Genomic DNA, 17,828 nt, shown 5'->3' on the forward strand with positions numbered 1-17,828 from the left:
CACTACCTGACATTACACAACCATACTGATTGCTTGCTGATGTGTAAAACTGGTATGTGCGTATATTACTGCAAATAGAAATTATTTGCAAATAGAAATCAATATTATTTCGGATGATTTTATTAAAATTATGATTTTAAATAAAATTAATTTGATAAAAATGTATTGTCTGTTTTAAGCTATGATTAAAACCTTAGAGCAACACGTAAAGCAAGAAAAAGCCCAAACGTTAATTTTACCGTTTGGGCTTTGAATTTGGTGGCTAGAGGCGGGATCGAACCGCCGACACACGGATTTTCAATCCGTTGCTCTACCGACTGAGCTATCTGGCCAAGAAAGCGCGTATTAAATCATGCACTGGCAAAGTTGGCAAGTGTTATTTTGAAGAAGTAGATTAGAACTGTTGTTTTATCAGTTAATTTTTTTCAGGCAGCCTGAAAAAAGTGTCGCGGTAATGTTTCAATTCTTCAATGCTTTCCACAATGTCATCTAAAGCTTTGTGTGAACCTTTTTTGACGACGCCTTTATACACCGCAGGCGACCAACGCCGCGCTAATTCTTTAATCGTGGAGACATCTAAATTACGATAATGAAAATAGTTTTCTAATTTCGGCATATGGCGAACCATAAAGCGGCGGTCTTGATGAATGGTATTGCCACACATGGGCGTGGCTTTTTCAGGCAGCCATGTTTGCATAAATTGCAGTAATTCGGTTTCCACTTGTGTTTCGGTGTAAGTTGATGATTTTACGCGCTCAACCAAACCTGTGCGCGTGTGGGTATCGGTGTTCCACTTGTCCATGTTGTTCAAAATTTCATCGCTTTGATGAATGGCATAAACTTCAGATTGCGCCAATACGTTTAAATTGCTGTCGGTGATTATCATCGCGATTTCTATGATTTTGTCGCTGTCGGGATTCAAACCCGTCATTTCCATATCTAGCCAGCAAAGGTTGTTTTGATTTTTCATAAAATGTCTTTCTTGTGTTGTGAAATTGGGTTTTCAGGCTGTCTGAAAATGGAACTTATTCAATTTGATTCAAAAATTCGGCAGGGACAGACTCGGTTAACCAAACTTGGTTATCGCTTAAATAATATCGTGAAACCAACTGTTACAAACAATAATTATATAAAAATTTTTTTCAGGCTGCCTGCATTATTTTCTTAGAACAAATATTTTAGAACCTGTGTTCACAGCCAAACGTGATGTCTTTTTGCCCCATTTGGCACGTCTGCTGTGTTGAATTTCACGCCAATAGGAACGCTATTGGCGTGAAATTCGCCTGGCGTTCGTCCCAACTGGGACAAAAATCCATTTTACGTTGGCTATGAATACAGGTTCTTAGAAATAAGCTAAAATATTCGTTCGTGCCTATGGACATTGCGACCATTTGGTTTTTGCGGTTATTCACACTGTGTGGATACGAATTTTTCAATTAGGAAACAATATGACTCATTTATCCCCAGTCGCATTACGCCGACATACTCAACTCGTCTCTCATGCAACCGCGCAATATTGGCGTAAATGTGAAGTGGAGAATTTATTTGAATTACCATTTTTGGATTTGGTTTTTCAGGCTGCCAGTGTTCATCGTCAGCATTTTGATGCCAATAAAATTCAATTGTCCACATTATTATCTATTAAAACAGGTGGTTGCCCTGAAGATTGTGAATATTGTCCACAATCGGCTCATTATCACACAAATGTAGAAAAATCCGAACTTTTAAATGTGCAATCCGTTGTGGAAAAAGCCAAAATTGCGAAACAACGTGGCGCGAGTCGTTTTTGTATGGGTGCTGCTTGGCGTGGCCCTAAGCCACAAGATGTGGAGCAAGTAACGGAAATTATTCAAGCCGTTAAAGATTTGGGATTGGAAACGTGTGGCACTTTTGGTTTGCTGGAAACGGGTATGGCCGAAGCATTCAAGCAAGCGGGTTTGGATTATTATAATCATAATTTGGACACCGACCCTGACCGCTACAATGATATTATTCACACGCGCCGCCATGAAGACCGCATGGACACGTTGGGCAAAGTGCGTCAGGCAGGTTTAAAAGTGTGTTGTGGTGGTATTGTGGGCATGAATGAAACGCGTGCCGAACGCGCTGGTTTGATTGCCAGTTTGGCGAATTTAGATCCGCAGCCTGAAAGTGTACCGATTAATCAATTAATTAGAACCGCAGGAACACCTTTGGAAAAGGCTGAGGATTTGGATTGGACAGAATTTGTGCGTACTATTGCGGTGGCGCGGATTACGATGCCAACCAGTTTTGTCCGATTGAGTGCAGGGCGAACAGAGATGCCAGAATCGGTGCAAGCAATGTGTTTTTTAGCGGGGGCAAATTCCATTTTTTATGGTGAGACCTTGTTGACGGCGGATAATCCAGCTGAAGACAGCGACAAAATGTTGATGATGAAATTAAATTTATCGCATTATTAATTTAGGGAGATGGATTGATGCTGTTTTTAGTTTTGAGTATTGTGTGCAGTGTGTCGGTTTCGGTGTTGATGAAATTGGCACGTAAACATCAAATTGATGTGTCGCAAGCGGTGGCGGTAAATTATTGGGTGGCGATTGCGTGGACATTGCTGGTGTTGCGACCAAAGTTTGATAATCAATTATTAGTCGATCACATGGGGATTTTTGGGGTACTGGGGGTCTTGATGCCTGTGGGATTTTTGGTGTTGGGGCGTGCTGTGGCGGAGGCGGGGATTGTCAAAACCGATGCAGCGCAACGTTTATCATTATTTTTGCCAGTGTTGGCGGCATTTACGATTTTTGGTGAGGTGATTAAGCTGCAAAATATATTGGGCTTAATTTTGGCATTTTCAGCGTTGGCGTGTTTGCTGTACAAACCAAATAGGCAGCCTGAAAAGCCTACTCATCAATGGAATTCGCACACGATGTGGATATTGTTGTGGGTGTGGTTGACGTATGGTACGGTGGATATTTTGTTCAAACAACTTGCCAAGATGGGCGCGAAAACGGTAAGTATTAACTTATTGATTACATTTAGTATAGCGGCGATTATAATGTTTATTTATTTATTAATGAAAAAAACGCGCTGGGATAAAATCAGCCTATTAAGTGGTTTATTATTAGGCAGCCTGAATTTTGGTAACATTATATTTTATATTTACGCACACATGGCATTTCAAGAGAATCCGACTACAGTATTTGCGGGCATGAATATGGGCGTGATTGCGCTGGGGACATTGGTTGGTGCATGGTATTTTAAAGAAAAAATCTCGCGATTAAATGCGGTGGGAATTGGGCTAGCATTGATGGCGGTATTGATGTTGAGTTATGGTAATTTATTGTTTTTATAGTTGATTATCTTTCAGGTAGCCTGAAAAGCAAATTACCCAAATATCAGATGATATTTGGGTAATGAATTTGGTGGTCAGAGGCAGGATCGAACTGCCGACACACGGATTTTCAATCCGTTGCTCTACCGACTGAGCTATCCGACCAAATAAGACTAGAATTAAAACAGAAAATAAGTTAGTATGCAAGGCTTATTAATGTGTTTTTAAATAGATGGCTGTTGTAGCAAAACAAATATTTTTGTGTGTTGTTAACTTTGGGTATTTCTCAATTAATTAATTTAACCAAAGTACAGCACAATCATCGCAAAAAGTGTTAAAATGCTGCCAATAAATTTATACATTTTATAACACTGGTTATTTAGCAAATCGTGGCTGGGAGACATTATGTTTGAAAACCCAATAATATTGGTTGTCATTGTTGTAGCCATTGCTTTATTGGCGGGTGCTTTTTTTATTCAAAAAAACAAGCAATCGGGCAATGGTGGTCGTGGACGTTCTTCATCAGGACGGGGCAGAGATGTTGAAGATGACGATGACGATGAAGAAGAGGATGATGACGATGAAGAGGACGGTGCGGAAGATGAACATTGGGGTTCGAGTGGAACAACCGCCAATAGTAGGGTAGACGATACCAAAGTTTCTGTGCAAGAAGTTGACCCACTTAATGAGTTCAATGTCTATAAACAATTTGGTTACTATGAGAAAGCAGCAGAATCTTTATCGGTGTATATGAAAAATTATCCTGATAAAGTAACGCCAAAATTGGTAGGGGCTAATGACATTTTAGCTATAATTTCAACCAAATCAAAGCACAAGCTAATGATACAGTACTTTCATAATTACGTTTTAATTTATCGTACCGTGTTGCCAGCGCACGAAAATGCTTTAATCGCGCAAAAGCGTTTTCTACCAAGTGCCTGATTTTATATAAATACCAATCTGTGCCCACATTAAGATGTTCTCTATTTTTCTTATATGGAATATTGGCTTTACTTTGTTTAGACTGAATTAACCGACGAAAAGTATCACTGTCAAAACCCCTATCAGCACACACGGTTTCATTATCACTTAAATCCAATTGTGCCAATAAATCAGGCGCAACAACAATATCATTTACATTACCAGCTGTAATGATAAATTCAATTGGATTACCACAAGCATCAACCGCTAAATGAATTTTAGACGTATGACCACCGATACTCTTACCAACAGCTTGATGCGTAATGGATTGTTTACCCATACCGTGTTGATGAACGCGGATATGGCTACCGTCCATAAAGACCCATTCCATATCGGGTGTATCTACCAAATGTTTGAATAATCGGGTAAAAATACCGCGTTTAGACCAGCGATTGAAACTTTGGTAAAGGCTGTTTGCTTTACCAAAATAACTAGGTATATCAGCCCATTGGCAGCCTGTACGTAAGCGAAATAGGATACCTTCTACTGTTTTGCGTAAATTTTTCTTGCGATAAATGCCAAGCTGTTTCAAAATAGGCAACAGTCTTGACCATGTTTCATTTGTAAGCGTGTTTCGGGACATGGCAAAGGTTTGGGATGGTTGCGTGGAAACAATATCTTAAATCCTTTGCCTCTTTTTTTGAATTGTCATTAGCCCCTAGCAGAATTGTTGAATTTATGGTTGGAATCTAAAAAAGTAGATCAATTATCTGATTCTTTGACACAGTACAAAAGTGCTTTTCCAAATGAAATTTTGGCAGATTACATCAAAAAAGGTTTGGCACTAGATGAAAATCATTTGGGTTTGCGTGTTTTGGCAGAGAGCTGTTTGGGTTGGGGTGTGAAAAAAACCGCTCAAGAAATCGGCGAAAAAACCGAAGCACCTGTGTCATCTTCTGCTTCAGAACGCCCTAAAACACTGGGCAAGAAAAAAGAATCTGCGCAAGTGTCAAAATCTGCATCACGCAAACCGTTGGTTGTGGGTGAAGCAGCTTTGGGCAAAATCAGTAGTGAAGAGCAAGGTGCTGTGTTATCGTTTATGGAACCTGAGCAAAGTGTAAAATTGCTAAAAGGTTCTTTGACTTATGATTTAGCAACTAAATTTCTGAATAAGGCCATTCGCACTTCAGCTAAGCCAGCTGCATTGTTAATTGATGCATTGACATTAGATTTTAAAGCAAAAAATGTTGATAGCTTTGCTGAACATTTGTGGCATTTGTATCATAATTTAGGGCAAAGTGGTCGCCAAGTTAAAGAGCGTATGTTGGGTTTAGGCTACACATTGGGTGAACATCCTGTGTTTGAGAGTTTAGAAGCGCAACCAACTGATGCAGCAGCTTTACGAGAGATTGGGATTCAACATGGTTTCTTGGATTTGGGTGCGAGTCAGAAAAAAGCACGCCATCGTGATTTGGTCACTGAAGTTACTGATTTGGATACAGAGGCGAAAACACCTGCAGAACGCGCTTTGAAAGAAGCAGAATCGCTGTTGATGTATGGTCAATTAGACCAATCTTTGGATTTATTGGAGCGTGCCATTAAAGCATATCCGCAAGAATCTCAATTGTATGTTGCTTTGTTCGATTTATACGAACGAGCAGAAGAGTGGGAGCGTTTGGAAAAATTATTGCAAGATTTGCGTACACAAATCCAAACCTTACCTGAGGAAGTGGTGTTGGCAATGAGCCAATTACTGCAACGTTTTAATAATGGCTCATTTGGACACTAAACGATGAATAATAATATTCCACAAGTTAAAACGGTTAAGCTCATGTTTGTTGCGATGGATGAGCAACAACAAGCAATGTTTAAAATGGCTTTTAAAATGCATAGCACCACAAATTACCAAGTAATTGGTGCTGATGCGGTTGATGAGCGTCCAGAAATGGTTATTGTTGATGCAGATGGACCAACTGGCGTGGCTGCTTGGCAGCGTGCGAAAGCCGATTATCCTAAAAGTGTGGTTGTCTATTTTTCCAAAAATACACCTACTTTGACTGCACCATATTTATCAAAACCCATTAAATTTGACACATTGTTTTTGAGTTTGCGTAATTTATTGCAGGGCAACGGTGTTTGGGTATCGCATCCAGCGGTACAATCACGTTCTTCCGCACCATTATCATCGCCTACCGCAACATCAATAGCGAATAACAGTGGCTTAACTGCACAGCATAATGTGTCCAGTACCCAAAAAAATGTACATCCACCGCGTGCCGCAGAGGTAACCATTCCGCGTTTTGATCCACGCAGTGGTTTGTTAGGGCGATTCCGTGAATTGTTGAATCATAATAAAGATACTGTTATTGTGTATAATGATAAGCCTGTATTGGCTGTTTTCCCAGCTGTACAAAGGGTGTGGGTGCCTGATTCTAAATTGTTAAAAGAATTATGCCACCAAGGGCAGCCTAATATTAAAGTAAAAATTATCTCCGAGGGCAGTCAAATTCAGGAACGTGCCAATGCAACGGTGGTATCGTGTATGTGGCAAGTTGCTGTGTGGACAGCAAATGGGCGTTTGGTACACCCATTAAATCCAAATACAGTTTTTCGCTTGAAATATTGGCCAAATTTAACGCGTTTAGCACCGCTGCCTGAATCCATGCGATTGTCAGCATTTTTAACAAAAACTTCAGTTAGTTTGAATATGTTGTACAAAATGATGCCTTTGGATATGGCGGATATTTTGAATTATATCGCAGCAACTTATTTGACTGATTATTTAACAATTACTCAACAAGTGGCGGAAGCTTCTACCGCGTCGTCTGCTCAAACAACGATGAAAGTGGAAACACGTACCGAAGCCAATAATAGTCATGGCGTAGAAGTTAATTCAAAACCAGCAGAAGCACCGAAAAAAGAAAGCTTACTTGGTCGCTTGATGAGAAAATTACTTAACAAATAACAAAAAGGCACAGAATCATGTTGGTAGAAAATAAGATTATTTTTACAGGGCCAGTAGGCGTAGGTAAAACAACAGCTATTGCCGCTTTATCAGATGACCCACCTATTCAGACTGATGCCAGTGCATCAGACATGACGGCTGTCCGAAAAGGTTATACAACTGTAGCAATGGACTATGGTTTGATTCAATTAGACGAAAACACTAAAGTGCATTTGTATGGTACACCAGGACAAGAACGCTTTGATTTTATGTGGGATATTTTAAGTCAAGGTAGTATGGGGTTGATTCTTTTGCTGGATAATACTCGCGCTAATCCTTTGAAAGACTTGAAATTCTTCTTAGATTCATTTGCGGACTTGTTGAAAACCGCGCCAGTTGTGATTGGTGTTACAAAAATGGATATTCGTGCTGTGCCTGGTATTGATGTTTATCAAAAATATTTGTCACAACACGGTTTGGTTGCTCCTATTTTTGAAGTAGATGCGCGTAACGAAGAAGATGTAAAACAATTGGTTACCGCAATGTTGTTCCAAATTGACCCAGGTTTAGAGGTATAACAAATGGAATCCAGTCTGTCTTTACAAACTAATTTATATGCACGTATCACACCTGCTGGCGCATTTTATGCAGTGGCTAATAAATCGGAAAGTGCCAGCCGTACTTTGTTGTCCAATATTTTGCAATCTTCAGGTAGCGAAATTTTAACCACTGAGAAATTGTTGCAATGGGCTGAAACGACTGATACTTCTGCTGCATTGAATTTACTTTATCGTTTACAGCGCTTGGAGTTCTTGTACGGTGAAGATACTCCTGCGCAATTACCACCACCTAGTGATAATGCATTGGCAAAGTTATTGCCACATTTGTCAGACAGTAAAAAAGCTTTGCTGATTGACCAAGATGGTTTTTATTTTGCGAATGCAGGCTTCAATCACGAAGCTGCAGAAGAAGTGGCCGTGTTGGCAAATGAAGCCATTCGCTTATCTGAACGCCATGCTTTATTGATTAAAAATAATTTGAATATTTATCAGAATGCTTGGGGCTTGTGTGATCCAACTGGACAAAGTGAACTCACGTTCTTCCCTATCTATATCAAAGACACCAAAGTTATTTTAGTAACCGGTGGTGTACCACAATTGCACAAAGAAGCATTTGTGGCTTTGGTACGTTTGCTTTATCAGACGAATGATCCTGCTGGCTTCGGTATGGCTGCTTAATATAAATTTTGATTGGAAAATAAAATGCATGCACAACTTTTAACGTCTATATTGAGTGATTTAAATAGCTCTTCTGTGGATATCACTTCTTCTGCTGTGATTTCTACCGATGGTTTGCCTGTCGCACATTTATTACCTGCCAATATTGATGCTGACCGTATCGGTGCGATGTCTGCGGCTCTTTTAGCTTTGGGTAACCGAACTGCACAAGAATTGGCTTGTGGTGAACTGGAACAAGTCATTGTTAAAGGCAAATTGGGCTATACATTGCTGATTCAAGCAGGTGGTACAAACGTGTTGTGCTTAACCGCAAAAGAAAGTGCAAAATTGGGCTTGATTTTGTTGGACGCACGCCGTGCTGCGCGTAGCATTATTGATGTAACCAAATAATTGCTGATGAATCGTTGAAATAAAATTATCAGAATTGTGAAATCACAAGAATTCTGATAATTTTGTTTTGATTCATAAAAAGCAGCCTGAAAACATATGTCTGTTTTCAGGCTGCTTTTTATTTGTTTATTAATGTTGATGTGCGCCAGCCGCGTGTCCTGCATGATTATGCTGCATAGCCTGCATCTCTTTCACGGTTACATTCACGGTCGTGCTGCTGCCATCTTTGAATTTTAATGTGAGTGGAAATTTTTTCCCTGCGCTGAATGTTGTTTTCAAATCAAAAAACATAATGTGATATGAACCTGGTTTTAATTCAACCACTTGATTAGCAGGTAATGGAATGCCATCTTTAACTTCAACCATGCGCATCACGCCATTGTCATTTACATGCGTGTGCAATTCAGTGCGCGTGGCGATATTGGGTTTGACGCTTGCACCGATTAATACATTGGGTGTGGCATCGGTATTTTTCAGCGTAACGAACGCACCACTTTGTTGAACACCAGATACTACGGCACGAGCATAAGCATTAGTCGCTTGCACGCCTTTAGCCAAAACAGGTTGCGCCAACAAAGTAGCAGCTAAAATCAGAGCGAATTTTTTCATTTTATTAATCCTTATGTGCGGAGAAAAATTTTCCTAAAGTATAACACGAATTCAAAATGTATTTTTGCGCTAAATCAAATTTCAGGCTGCCTGAAAATTCATTAGTATATTTAGAACTCGTGTTCATCACCTTAATGGCTTGCTTTTATCGCCTTTGTACTCGCAAACATTATTAATAAAATCAAGTTATCAGTCTGACGAACACTGGTTCTTAATCATCATAACCATTTGGATTGTGCGATTGCCAACGCCATGCATCTGACATCATGGTGGATAAATCACGTTCAGCACGCCAACCAATTTCATTGGCGGCTTTGGCTGGATTGGCGTAACACGCCGCAATGTCGCCAGCTCGGCGCGGTTTGATGGCGTAAGGGACTGATTTACCTGATGCTTGTTCAAACGCTTTTACAATGTCTAATACAGAATAACCCGTACCTGTGCCCAAGTTATAAATATGCACACCTGCAGTTTTGGCTTTTTTATCAAGGGCTTTTAGGTGCCCAATTGCTAAATCCACCACGTGAATGTAGTCGCGTATGCCTGTGCCATCTGGTGTGTTGTAGTCGTTACCGAATACCGCCAATTCTTTCAATTTGCCAGCTGCGACTTGGCAGACATAGGGCAGTAAATTGTTGGGAATGCCATTGGGCTGTTCGCCGATTTTGCCGCTTGCGTGTGCGCCGATGGGGTTGAAATAGCGCAAAATAATCACGCTCCAATCGGGATTGGCGTGTTGCAAGTCCATCATCATGCGTTCCATCATGTATTTTGATGTACCATAGGGATTGGTTGTGCCGCCTGTTTGACTGGATTCAGTAATGGGTACAACGGCTGGATCGCCGTAAACTGTTGCCGATGAACTGAAAACGATGCTACGTACGCCGGCTTTTTGCATTTCTTCCAATAAAATAAGGCTGCCTGAAACATTATTATCATAATAACGAAGCGGTTGTGCTACGCTTTCGCCGACTGCTTTTAGGGCGGCAAAATGAATCACGCTGTCAATTTTATTTTCCGTAAAAATTTTTTGTAACAGAGATTTATCACGAATATCGCCTTCAAAAAATGTGGGTTGTTTACCAGTGATTTCTTTGATGCGCTGCAAAACTTTAGGCGATGAATTGGATAAATTATCCAAAATAATCGGATTGTGTCCCACATTCAGTAATTCCACAACCGTATGTGAACCGATGAAACCCATTCCGCCAGTAACCAAAATATTCATATTAATTTCCTTGTGTTGATTAAATAATCTTAATGGCTTGAGCTTTTCAGGTAGCCTGAAACTTTATTTAACAACCAAACTGGCTTGGTGTGTTGCCGCTAGTTTTACATAATGATTGGCAGAATAACGCAAAAATTCTTTCTCTTGCACCGTCAATTCGCGCACTTTTTGTACAGGCGAACCCATGTATAAATAGCCACTTTCTAAGCGTTTACGCGGTGGTACGAGACTTGCCGCACCAATCATGACATCATCTTCAATGATGACATCGTCCAAAATCGTGCTGTGCATGCCCACTAAAACGCGGTTGCCAATCGTGCAACCATGCAGCATAACCATGTGTCCAATGGTTACATCATCGCCGATAGTCAGTGGCGAACCATTTGGTTTATCAGCATTTTTATGAGAAACGTGCAGCATAGATAAATCCTGAACGCTGCTGCGCTTGCCAATGTGAATGCTGTTTACATCGCCACGAATCACAGCGTTCATCCACACCGATGATTGTTCACCAATGACCACATCGCCAATCACGACAGCCGTGTCATCAACAAATGCGGTCGCATCAATTTGGGGAGAATGAGGGGGATAAGGTCGGAGCATTTTGTGAATTCCTTATGAAAAATTATTTTTTCAGGCTGCCTGAAAATTTATTGAAATGATTTTTAGCTTTTTAACCAACGGTCTAACATGGAAACAATATCGCCTTGGTTATTGGGTTTGTCTGTGGTGGTTTCGGGTTGGACTTCGGGGTTGGTTGGGGTATTGAGTACAATTGATGGTTGGGGTAAAGGCGAGGGAGTTGCGCCGTCAATGGTGTGTTCATCAGTGGGGAGTATGGGTGGGTCAAGGGGTGTTTTTTCAGCAATATCTTGAATTTGCTTGGCAAATTTTTTGACTTCGGTCAACATCATACCACGTCCAATGTGGTTAGAAAATAAAAACGCCAAAACATGATTGGGATTAAAATTTAATCGTACATAAACTTGAGTATGATCAGCACCTTTGAGGGTTAGTTTTTGAAAATATTCTTCATCTGGATTAATGTTTTCGTGGTATTTGAAATAATCCGCCAATGCCAAAATATGTTTGCCATTGAATAAATCAATCACGGCGAGCGTCATGAGATTCATCATTTCATCGTCATTGGGTTGTTGCAGGCTGGGATAAAAATATTCGCCCAATCTGACGGTAGAGCGCAAATCAATATACGCAGCGGCTTCACATTCTGGGCTATTGTGTAATGTTTTATGCAAAATGGAATTAAAAATAGTTTGATTCATGGCATTCTCTTAATTAAATAGGGGGACACTATTTTAAAGGATAATGAGCTTGTATGTGTATGTAATGTGTATTAATATTTTAATTTTTATTGTAATGAGTATTGGTTAAAAAATGAGTGATAAAGAGATTATATTAAAACCGATTAATCGTGTCGTGCAACCAACTGATGCGGAAATTTAACTTCAACCCATTACCGATGATTCGATTGGTTATGCTGCACCTGTCGCTCAAACCACTGATGAAACTGTCGATACAAGTGGCGTGAATTGGTGGGGCTTTTTGGGTGGGCTTGTCGGTGTGGGTGGCTTGGCAGCGATTGGGCTGGGTGGTGGTTCGGGTGGTAATTCGGGTGGTGATTCGAGTGTGGCGAGCGACAAAATGCCAACCAACACCGACACAAGTAATACCACACCAAGTACACAAGCCAGTACCGTAGAATCTACCGTGATTCGTGCTTATTACTTGAATCAGGATACCGCCAAATTTTCAGGCAGCCTGAATAATCCATTTAATACAGGCAGCCTGAAATACACAGGTAAAGCCGTTTATGGCAATGGTTTGAAAGCCAATGGCGGTTATGAGAATGTGGTGGTGGCGTTTCGCGGTACGAAAGGAATCAGAGACATCATTTCTGATATTGGCGTATTGTGTGATAAAAAAATTGATGAGGTGGAATATTTTGAAACGCTTGCCGATAATATGATGCAAAAATACAAACCTGACCATGTGTATACCACTGGGCATTCATTGGGTGGTTACTTGGCACAATATTTTGCGTCTTATACCATGCAGCAAACGGCTGAACGTAGAGAAGTATTTGAACACAGTGCCATTTTTAATCCCGCAAAATTAACCACTAATGCTGGTGGTGTATTAGATAAAGCGGAATTGATGCACCAAATCGGTTGGGTTGATGATAGCGATTCTTCGCAGGCAGCAATTCGCTTGCATCAAAGTGATTCCTATGTGATTCAAAAGGAATTTGTTGCGTTTGGTGCAAGCACATTACTAGGGCAACTAGGAACATTATTCTTTCCTGGTTTAGGAACTTATGTTAATGCAACGATGATTGATAGTTTTCATAAAGACTCTCAAACTAATCACAGTAAAAATAATTTTTATCAAAATAATAATAAGTTAAAAGATATTTTTACTAAAGGCTATCGCACCGATGCATATTATCAAAAACAAGATTCAGATAGAGACGGTTTAACCGATGTCCAAGAAAAACATTTGGGTACAGACAGCCAATCAGCAACCTTGCTTAATGGCACAGACACCGATAACGATGGTTTTTCAGATTTGCTGGAAATTAAAATGGGGCATGATTTCATGAATCAGGCTGATTATGTGAATTTGCAACCGTATTACGACATCAAAACCAATGAGAAAGAAATTTTATCGTTGGTAACCACTGAAACCGAATCAGGGAAATTTATTTCGGCAGTGGGTATAGAAATGTCGGCGCAAGTGCAAGATAATCATTTGGTTTATTTGCCTACTGCCAACAGCAAAATCGATTTAACTTGGGCGCAGGCCAATTGGCAAGAATGGAAAGATTCAGGCAGCCTGATGATTCAAGGAACGACTGTTGCTGATAAATTACAAGGTAGTGGCAAAACCGAAATTTTGTGGGGTGGAAAAGGTGATGACGTATTGGACGGTTTTGCTGGTAACGATACCTTAATTGGTGGTGCAGGCAATGATTGGTTACGTGGTGGCGATGGTAACGATATTCTAATTGGTGGTGCAGGAAATGACACGTTACATAGCGGTGCTGGTGCTGATATTTTTGTTTTAAATCAATCGGGCGCGGATACAATTGTGGCGTTTGAATCGGGTGTAGATAAGTTGAATGTGAGCGAGTTTCGTGGTTTATTGGCGGATAATGGCGAAAATTTCGCGTGGTTAAATGTGTTCAGTGAAACCCGCGTACAAGGAAAATCTGCGCTGATATTTAACACCGATACCAACACACTTTCCTATCAAGATAAATCGGGTAATTTGAGTGCCATCGTACGGTTTGACAACGATATATCGGCTGATGCGGTAAGCAGTGCCTTGATTGGCTAAGGAATTGTTTCAGGCAGCCTGAATAATCAGTATGAATTTTGGTTTTACGTTACAGTGTAGCAAATAAGTAACAGAGATACCTTTGTGAAATTCTATTTTTTGATAATTATTAAGAAATAAAATATTTATATTTCAATTATTTATTTTTAAGATATTTAAATTTAGGTGTTCTACAAAGGTTTTGGCAGATTTAGTTTTCTATAACTAAATCTTTGTATTTTTTTTTTTTTTGTGCTAGGGGCTATTGACAATTCAAAAAAAGAGGCAAAGGATTTAAGATATTGTTTCCACGCAACCATCCCAAACCTTTGCCATGTCCCGAAACACGCTTACAAATGAAACATGGTCAAGACTGTTGCCTATTTTGAAACAGCTTGGCATTTATCGCAAGAAAAATTTACGCAAAACAGTAGAAGGTATCCTATTTCGCTTACGTACAGGCTGCCAATGGGCTGATATACCTAGTTATTTTGGTAAAGCAAACAGCCTTTACCAAAGTTTCAATCGCTGGTCTAAACGCGGTATTTTTACCCGATTATTCAAACATTTGGTAGATACACCCGATATGGAATGGGTCTTTATGGACGGTAGCCATATCCGCGTTCATCAACACGGTATGGGTAAACAATCCATTACGCATCAAGCTGTTGGTAAGAGTATCGGTGGTCATACGTCTAAAATTCATTTAGCGGTTGATGCTTGTGGTAATCCAATTGAATTTATCATTACAGCTGGTAATGTAAATGATATTGTTGTTGCGCCTGATTTATTGGCACAATTGGATTTAAGTGATAATGAAACCGTGTGTGCTGATAGGGGTTTTGACAGTGATACTTTTCGTCGGTTAATTCAGTCTAAACAAAGTAAAGCCAATATTCCATATAAGAAAAATAGAGAACATCTTAATGTGGGCACAGATTGGTATTTATATAAAATCAGGCACTTGGTAGAAAACGCTTTTGCACGATTAAAGCATTTTCGTGCGCTGGCAACACGGTACGATAAATTAAAACGTAATTATGAAAGTACTGTATCATTAGCTTGTGCTTTGATTTGGTTGAAATTATAGCTAAAATGTCATTAGCCCCTAGAATATTACCCAGTTCTTAGAAATTCTTGCGATGATTTGAATCATGCCAGTGTATAAATCAGGTTTTTGCAGGAAGTTTATTTATTTTGTTAATTAATTAAAGGGAATAAAATAATGGTAAATTTAAAGCTTTCAGTAATCGCTACCGCAATGGTTTTTGCATTAACGGCATGTGGTAGTAGTGGCGATAGCAGTGGTGCTGGTTTTGGAAGAGTGAATTTTAATTCAAATAGCCAATCTGCTGCCAATAGTGCAACCAATAATGGTACAACTAAAACGTCAGGTTTTACATTGAATAAAGGCAAAACCACCAATACGGCAAATACAAGTACCAATACAGTAGGTAAAACAACCACGCCTACCCCAGCTAATACAGCAACCACAAAGCCAGCAGTACAAGCAAATACAAATAATGGTTTGGCATTAATCGGTTACGATAGAAATGGTGTAAATGTGAGTCCAGTTGCCATCAGCAGTGCAGATTTAAACAAAGTAACGATTGATGGTACTGAGGTTACTTTGTCGCAACCAGGTATTTCAGCAGGTACATTTACCACTATCAGCAACAATACAAAAGAGACTATTGCCAGTGGTCGTGCCTTGAGTTATAGCCGTATTGGTGCGTATCGTGATTTTAATGATGCACAAGGCAGAAACCCATCTTTTACTTTTGTAGTAGGTAGCGTTACACCAACTGCACAAGTGCCAACTTCTGGTCAAGCAACGTATGATGGTTTATCTTTAGTGAGCATTGTAGGAGGTGGAGCATTTTCAAAAGGGACATCTAATTTCAATGTGGATTTTGGTAGCAAAAAAATTATGGGTACAGTGAAAGCGAATTCGGATGTGACTATTGTGCCATTAGAAGGTAAAATTGATGGCGCATCTTTCAGTGGTACCAAAGATGGTGTTAATATGAGTGGTCAGTTCTATGGTCCGCAAGCGGCTGAGTTGGGTGGTGTATTCAATGGTACACAACAAAATGGTAGTACATTTAATGAGTTAATGGGTGTGTTTGGTGCCACAAAACAATAATTAATTCTTTATTAGCGATAAAACTCGCTTGGCTTTTAGCTGGGCGGGTTTTTTATGTTTCAGGCAGCCTGAAAGAATAAAAACATGAAACGATATTTATGGATATTATTGTGTATGCTAACCAGTTGGGTAACCGCCGCACCTGTTGCTACACCCTCAGATTCTATTGATAATTTAACAAAAGAATCATCATACAATCCCTCCGTGCAATTTGCTGTGCCACAAAAACCTATACACGATGCTTATAAAAGTAAGGTGTTCATGAATTCGGAAGAATTTTTGCAACACCCAGATTTACTCAAAAATGCACTGGATACCGCCATTTTGCGAGAAAATACGAGTGTTGTTCGTTTTTTGTTGCCACTTTATGATAGGTTGCCTGAAAATCAGCGCGACAAAACATTAGGTGAATATGCACACGCTATTGTTGCCAGTGCCGATGGTCAATATGCTCAAGCCGAACAACAATTACGCGCATTACTCGTCCAAAATCCTGAATATGCTCCAGTTCGTTTGCAATTGGCGCGCGTTTTGGCGAAAGATGGTCAATTGCGTGATGCCGCCAAAGAAATTGACACGCTAAAACAAACACCTGATATGCCCAACGAAACCACGCAATATTTAGAACAATTTGATCACTATCTTGTGAAAGAGCAAGCGTGGAAATTTAATGCTAATACCTATTATATTCAAGATGATAATGTCGGGCGTGTACCCCAGCAGCGACAATATGGCTATTGGCGTTTTTCTGAACCTAAATCCGCACACGGTGTAGGTTATGACTTGTCTGCTCAAAAAAACATGTCTCTTAAAGGACATTGGGCGACACGTGTTAATGTGTCTACATCGGGTAAATTTTATTGGGACGCGCACGATTATGATGATTTACAAACACATGCTGAAGTCGGAACAATTTGGCGCAATGCAAAACGTGAGATTTCAGTGAGTCCATTTTATGAAAGACGTTGGTATGGCAGTAAGCCGTATTCACACAATGCAGGTGGCGTATTGCGTTATTCAGAAATTTTGTCACCCAAATGGCAAGTTTGGGGCGCGTGGCAATCTGCATATAAAAAACACGATAAACGTCAATTTTTAGATGGTGCCAATCATGCAGGTTCGGTTACGCTGGTGTATGCGCCCGATCCGAAGCAATATTTTGTGATGGGTGGTGGTAGCGGTTATCAAGCGGCAAAAGACAAATCGGAAGCATATTCGCAAACCAATGCACGTGTGGGTTGGCATCGTCAGTGGAAAAATACATTTGATTTAACAACAGATTTTAATTTTTTGGTGCAATCTCGGCATTATCAAGCACCTGATTTTTTCAACATCAAACGACGTGATAAAGAGTACATGACGCGTGTGAGTGTGAGTTCGCCAAAGTTTTCGTGGAAAGGCTTTGAGCCGCGATTGAATTGGACATGGTCACGAATTAACAGCAACCATTTTTATTATCGTTACAAGAATCATCGTGTATTTATTGATGTTTCTAAACAATTTAAATAATTTTTCAGGCTGCCTTTATATCATCGCGTTTTGTATTAGGATAATGCGATTTTGCAAAATAATCTTTTAAAATTAAGAATCTGAGTTCATAATCTTAATAGCTTGCTTTTATCGCTACTTAATGAGCCTACTGTGTTGGCTTAAAAAGCCGTCTTGTATTCGCAAGAATTATCAATAAAATCAAGTTATCAATCTCA

The 17,828-nt window shown here is 39.8% G+C and carries 18 protein-coding genes and 2 tRNA genes; 11 read left to right on the forward strand and 9 right to left on the reverse strand.

What is annotated here, in order from left to right; genetic code table 11:
- Nucleotides 1-256: 256 nt before the first annotated feature.
- Nucleotides 257-332: transfer RNA gene (locus BWP33_RS03930), tRNA-Phe, on the reverse strand.
- Nucleotides 333-415: 83 nt separating this feature from the next.
- Entirely contained in the window at nt 416-970 is a 555-nt protein-coding gene (orn, locus tag BWP33_RS03935) for an oligoribonuclease (protein WP_040628907.1), read from the reverse strand.
- A 478-nt stretch (nt 971-1,448) separates the two neighbouring features.
- On the opposite strand from orn, the gene bioB reads away from it, so the two are divergent.
- Complete coding sequence (gene bioB / locus BWP33_RS03940) at nt 1,449-2,441, forward strand: biotin synthase BioB (protein ID WP_002641854.1); 993 nt, start codon at nt 1,449-1,451, stop codon at nt 2,439-2,441.
- Between the two features lie 17 nt (nt 2,442-2,458).
- On the forward strand, nt 2,459-3,331 hold the full coding sequence (locus BWP33_RS03945; RefSeq protein ID WP_002641853.1) for a hypothetical protein: 873 nt from the start codon (nt 2,459-2,461) through the stop codon (nt 3,329-3,331).
- Between the two features lie 68 nt (nt 3,332-3,399).
- Here the strand turns inward: BWP33_RS03945 and BWP33_RS03950 are convergent.
- Nucleotides 3,400-3,475: transfer RNA gene (locus BWP33_RS03950), tRNA-Phe, on the reverse strand.
- A 643-nt stretch (nt 3,476-4,118) separates the two neighbouring features.
- Nucleotides 4,119-4,874: an IS5 family transposase gene (locus BWP33_RS03955; protein WP_002641156.1), complete on the reverse strand. Its 756-nt coding sequence runs from the start codon at nt 4,872-4,874 to the stop codon at nt 4,119-4,121.
- Nucleotides 4,875-4,961: 87 nt separating this feature from the next.
- Between BWP33_RS03955 and BWP33_RS03960 the strand changes: the two genes are divergently transcribed.
- From BWP33_RS03960 to BWP33_RS03980, 5 genes are read left to right on the forward strand one after another with little or no spacing between them, the layout of a single operon-like run.
- Nucleotides 4,962-6,020 (forward strand): tetratricopeptide repeat protein, encoded by a 1,059-nt coding sequence (locus tag BWP33_RS03960; RefSeq protein WP_002641850.1) that lies wholly within the window; start codon nt 4,962-4,964, stop codon nt 6,018-6,020.
- A 3-nt stretch (nt 6,021-6,023) separates the two neighbouring features.
- A complete protein-coding gene (locus tag BWP33_RS03965; RefSeq protein WP_002641849.1) occupies nt 6,024-7,196 on the forward strand; it encodes a hypothetical protein in 1,173 nt (390 codons plus the stop codon).
- A gap of 20 nt (nt 7,197-7,216) precedes the next feature.
- Nucleotides 7,217-7,753 carry a GTP-binding protein gene (locus BWP33_RS03970; RefSeq protein WP_040628939.1) on the forward strand — a complete coding sequence of 179 codons (537 nt, stop codon included), beginning with the start codon at nt 7,217-7,219 and terminating at the stop codon, nt 7,751-7,753.
- A gap of 3 nt (nt 7,754-7,756) precedes the next feature.
- Nucleotides 7,757-8,413, forward strand: a complete 657-nt coding sequence (locus BWP33_RS03975; RefSeq protein ID WP_002641847.1) for a hypothetical protein — start codon at nt 7,757-7,759, stop codon at nt 8,411-8,413.
- Nucleotides 8,414-8,437: 24 nt separating this feature from the next.
- Nucleotides 8,438-8,803 (forward strand): roadblock/LC7 domain-containing protein, encoded by a 366-nt coding sequence (locus BWP33_RS03980; RefSeq protein WP_002641846.1) that lies wholly within the window; start codon nt 8,438-8,440, stop codon nt 8,801-8,803.
- Between the two features lie 129 nt (nt 8,804-8,932).
- On the opposite strand, the gene BWP33_RS03985 is transcribed toward BWP33_RS03980, so the two are convergent.
- The 5 genes from BWP33_RS03985 to BWP33_RS04000 form a co-directional block, all read right to left on the reverse strand.
- A complete protein-coding gene (locus tag BWP33_RS03985; RefSeq protein WP_002641845.1) occupies nt 8,933-9,412 on the reverse strand; it encodes a copper chaperone PCu(A)C in 480 nt (159 codons plus the stop codon).
- Between the two features lie 4 nt (nt 9,413-9,416).
- On the reverse strand, nt 9,417-9,539 hold the full coding sequence (locus BWP33_RS13120) for a hypothetical protein (protein ID WP_263479591.1): 123 nt from the start codon (nt 9,537-9,539) through the stop codon (nt 9,417-9,419).
- A gap of 84 nt (nt 9,540-9,623) precedes the next feature.
- Nucleotides 9,624-10,640 (reverse strand): UDP-glucose 4-epimerase GalE, encoded by a 1,017-nt coding sequence (gene galE / locus BWP33_RS03990; protein ID WP_002641844.1) that lies wholly within the window; start codon nt 10,638-10,640, stop codon nt 9,624-9,626.
- 63 nt (nt 10,641-10,703) lie between these two features.
- The gene (locus BWP33_RS03995) at nt 10,704-11,243 is read right to left on the reverse strand and encodes a gamma carbonic anhydrase family protein (RefSeq protein WP_002641843.1); all 540 of its coding nucleotides are present in this window, start codon (nt 11,241-11,243) and stop codon (nt 10,704-10,706) included.
- A gap of 62 nt (nt 11,244-11,305) precedes the next feature.
- Nucleotides 11,306-11,923, reverse strand: a complete 618-nt coding sequence (locus BWP33_RS04000) for a hypothetical protein (RefSeq protein WP_002641842.1) — start codon at nt 11,921-11,923, stop codon at nt 11,306-11,308.
- Between the two features lie 262 nt (nt 11,924-12,185).
- On the opposite strand from BWP33_RS04000, the gene BWP33_RS12880 reads away from it, so the two are divergent.
- The 4 genes from BWP33_RS12880 (at nt 12,186) to BWP33_RS04020 (ending at nt 17,631) form a co-directional block, all read left to right on the forward strand.
- On the forward strand, nt 12,186-13,997 hold the full coding sequence (locus tag BWP33_RS12880; protein WP_002641841.1) for a Tle-like phospholipase domain-containing protein: 1,812 nt from the start codon (nt 12,186-12,188) through the stop codon (nt 13,995-13,997).
- 313 nt (nt 13,998-14,310) lie between these two features.
- Entirely contained in the window at nt 14,311-15,066 is a 756-nt protein-coding gene (locus BWP33_RS04010; RefSeq protein ID WP_002641156.1) for an IS5 family transposase, read from the forward strand.
- Nucleotides 15,067-15,201: 135 nt separating this feature from the next.
- Nucleotides 15,202-16,122, forward strand: a complete 921-nt coding sequence (locus tag BWP33_RS04015; RefSeq protein ID WP_002641839.1) for a Slam-dependent surface lipoprotein — start codon at nt 15,202-15,204, stop codon at nt 16,120-16,122.
- Between the two features lie 84 nt (nt 16,123-16,206).
- A complete protein-coding gene (locus tag BWP33_RS04020; protein WP_104930315.1) occupies nt 16,207-17,631 on the forward strand; it encodes a porin family protein in 1,425 nt (474 codons plus the stop codon).
- Nucleotides 17,632-17,828: the final 197 nt, after the last annotated feature.

The organism is Simonsiella muelleri ATCC 29453 (assembly GCF_002951835.1).
GTDB classification, from domain to species: domain Bacteria; phylum Pseudomonadota; class Gammaproteobacteria; order Burkholderiales; family Neisseriaceae; genus Simonsiella; species Simonsiella muelleri.

What these genes read in the sequence shown, in the direction of transcription:
- orn (WP_040628907.1), bottom strand. Translation starts at nt 970, where the DNA reads ATGAAAAATCAAAACAACCTTTGCTGGCTAGATATGGAAATGACGGGT.
- bioB (WP_002641854.1), top strand. Translation starts at nt 1,449, where the DNA reads ATGACTCATTTATCCCCAGTCGCATTACGCCGACATACTCAACTCGTC.
- BWP33_RS03945 (WP_002641853.1), top strand. Translation starts at nt 2,459, where the DNA reads ATGCTGTTTTTAGTTTTGAGTATTGTGTGCAGTGTGTCGGTTTCGGTG.
- BWP33_RS03955 (WP_002641156.1), bottom strand. Translation starts at nt 4,874, where the DNA reads ATGTCCCGAAACACGCTTACAAATGAAACATGGTCAAGACTGTTGCCT.
- BWP33_RS03965 (WP_002641849.1), top strand. Translation starts at nt 6,024, where the DNA reads ATGAATAATAATATTCCACAAGTTAAAACGGTTAAGCTCATGTTTGTT.
- BWP33_RS03975 (WP_002641847.1), top strand. Translation starts at nt 7,757, where the DNA reads ATGGAATCCAGTCTGTCTTTACAAACTAATTTATATGCACGTATCACA.
- BWP33_RS03980 (WP_002641846.1), top strand. Translation starts at nt 8,438, where the DNA reads ATGCATGCACAACTTTTAACGTCTATATTGAGTGATTTAAATAGCTCT.
- BWP33_RS03985 (WP_002641845.1), bottom strand. Translation starts at nt 9,412, where the DNA reads ATGAAAAAATTCGCTCTGATTTTAGCTGCTACTTTGTTGGCGCAACCT.
- BWP33_RS13120 (WP_263479591.1), bottom strand. Translation starts at nt 9,539, where the DNA reads ATGAACACGAGTTCTAAATATACTAATGAATTTTCAGGCAGCCTGAAA.
- galE (WP_002641844.1), bottom strand. Translation starts at nt 10,640, where the DNA reads ATGAATATTTTGGTTACTGGCGGAATGGGTTTCATCGGTTCACATACG.
- BWP33_RS03995 (WP_002641843.1), bottom strand. Translation starts at nt 11,243, where the DNA reads ATGCTCCGACCTTATCCCCCTCATTCTCCCCAAATTGATGCGACCGCA.
- BWP33_RS04000 (WP_002641842.1), bottom strand. Translation starts at nt 11,923, where the DNA reads ATGAATCAAACTATTTTTAATTCCATTTTGCATAAAACATTACACAAT.
- BWP33_RS04010 (WP_002641156.1), top strand. Translation starts at nt 14,311, where the DNA reads ATGTCCCGAAACACGCTTACAAATGAAACATGGTCAAGACTGTTGCCT.
- BWP33_RS04015 (WP_002641839.1), top strand. Translation starts at nt 15,202, where the DNA reads ATGGTAAATTTAAAGCTTTCAGTAATCGCTACCGCAATGGTTTTTGCA.
- BWP33_RS04020 (WP_104930315.1), top strand. Translation starts at nt 16,207, where the DNA reads ATGAAACGATATTTATGGATATTATTGTGTATGCTAACCAGTTGGGTA.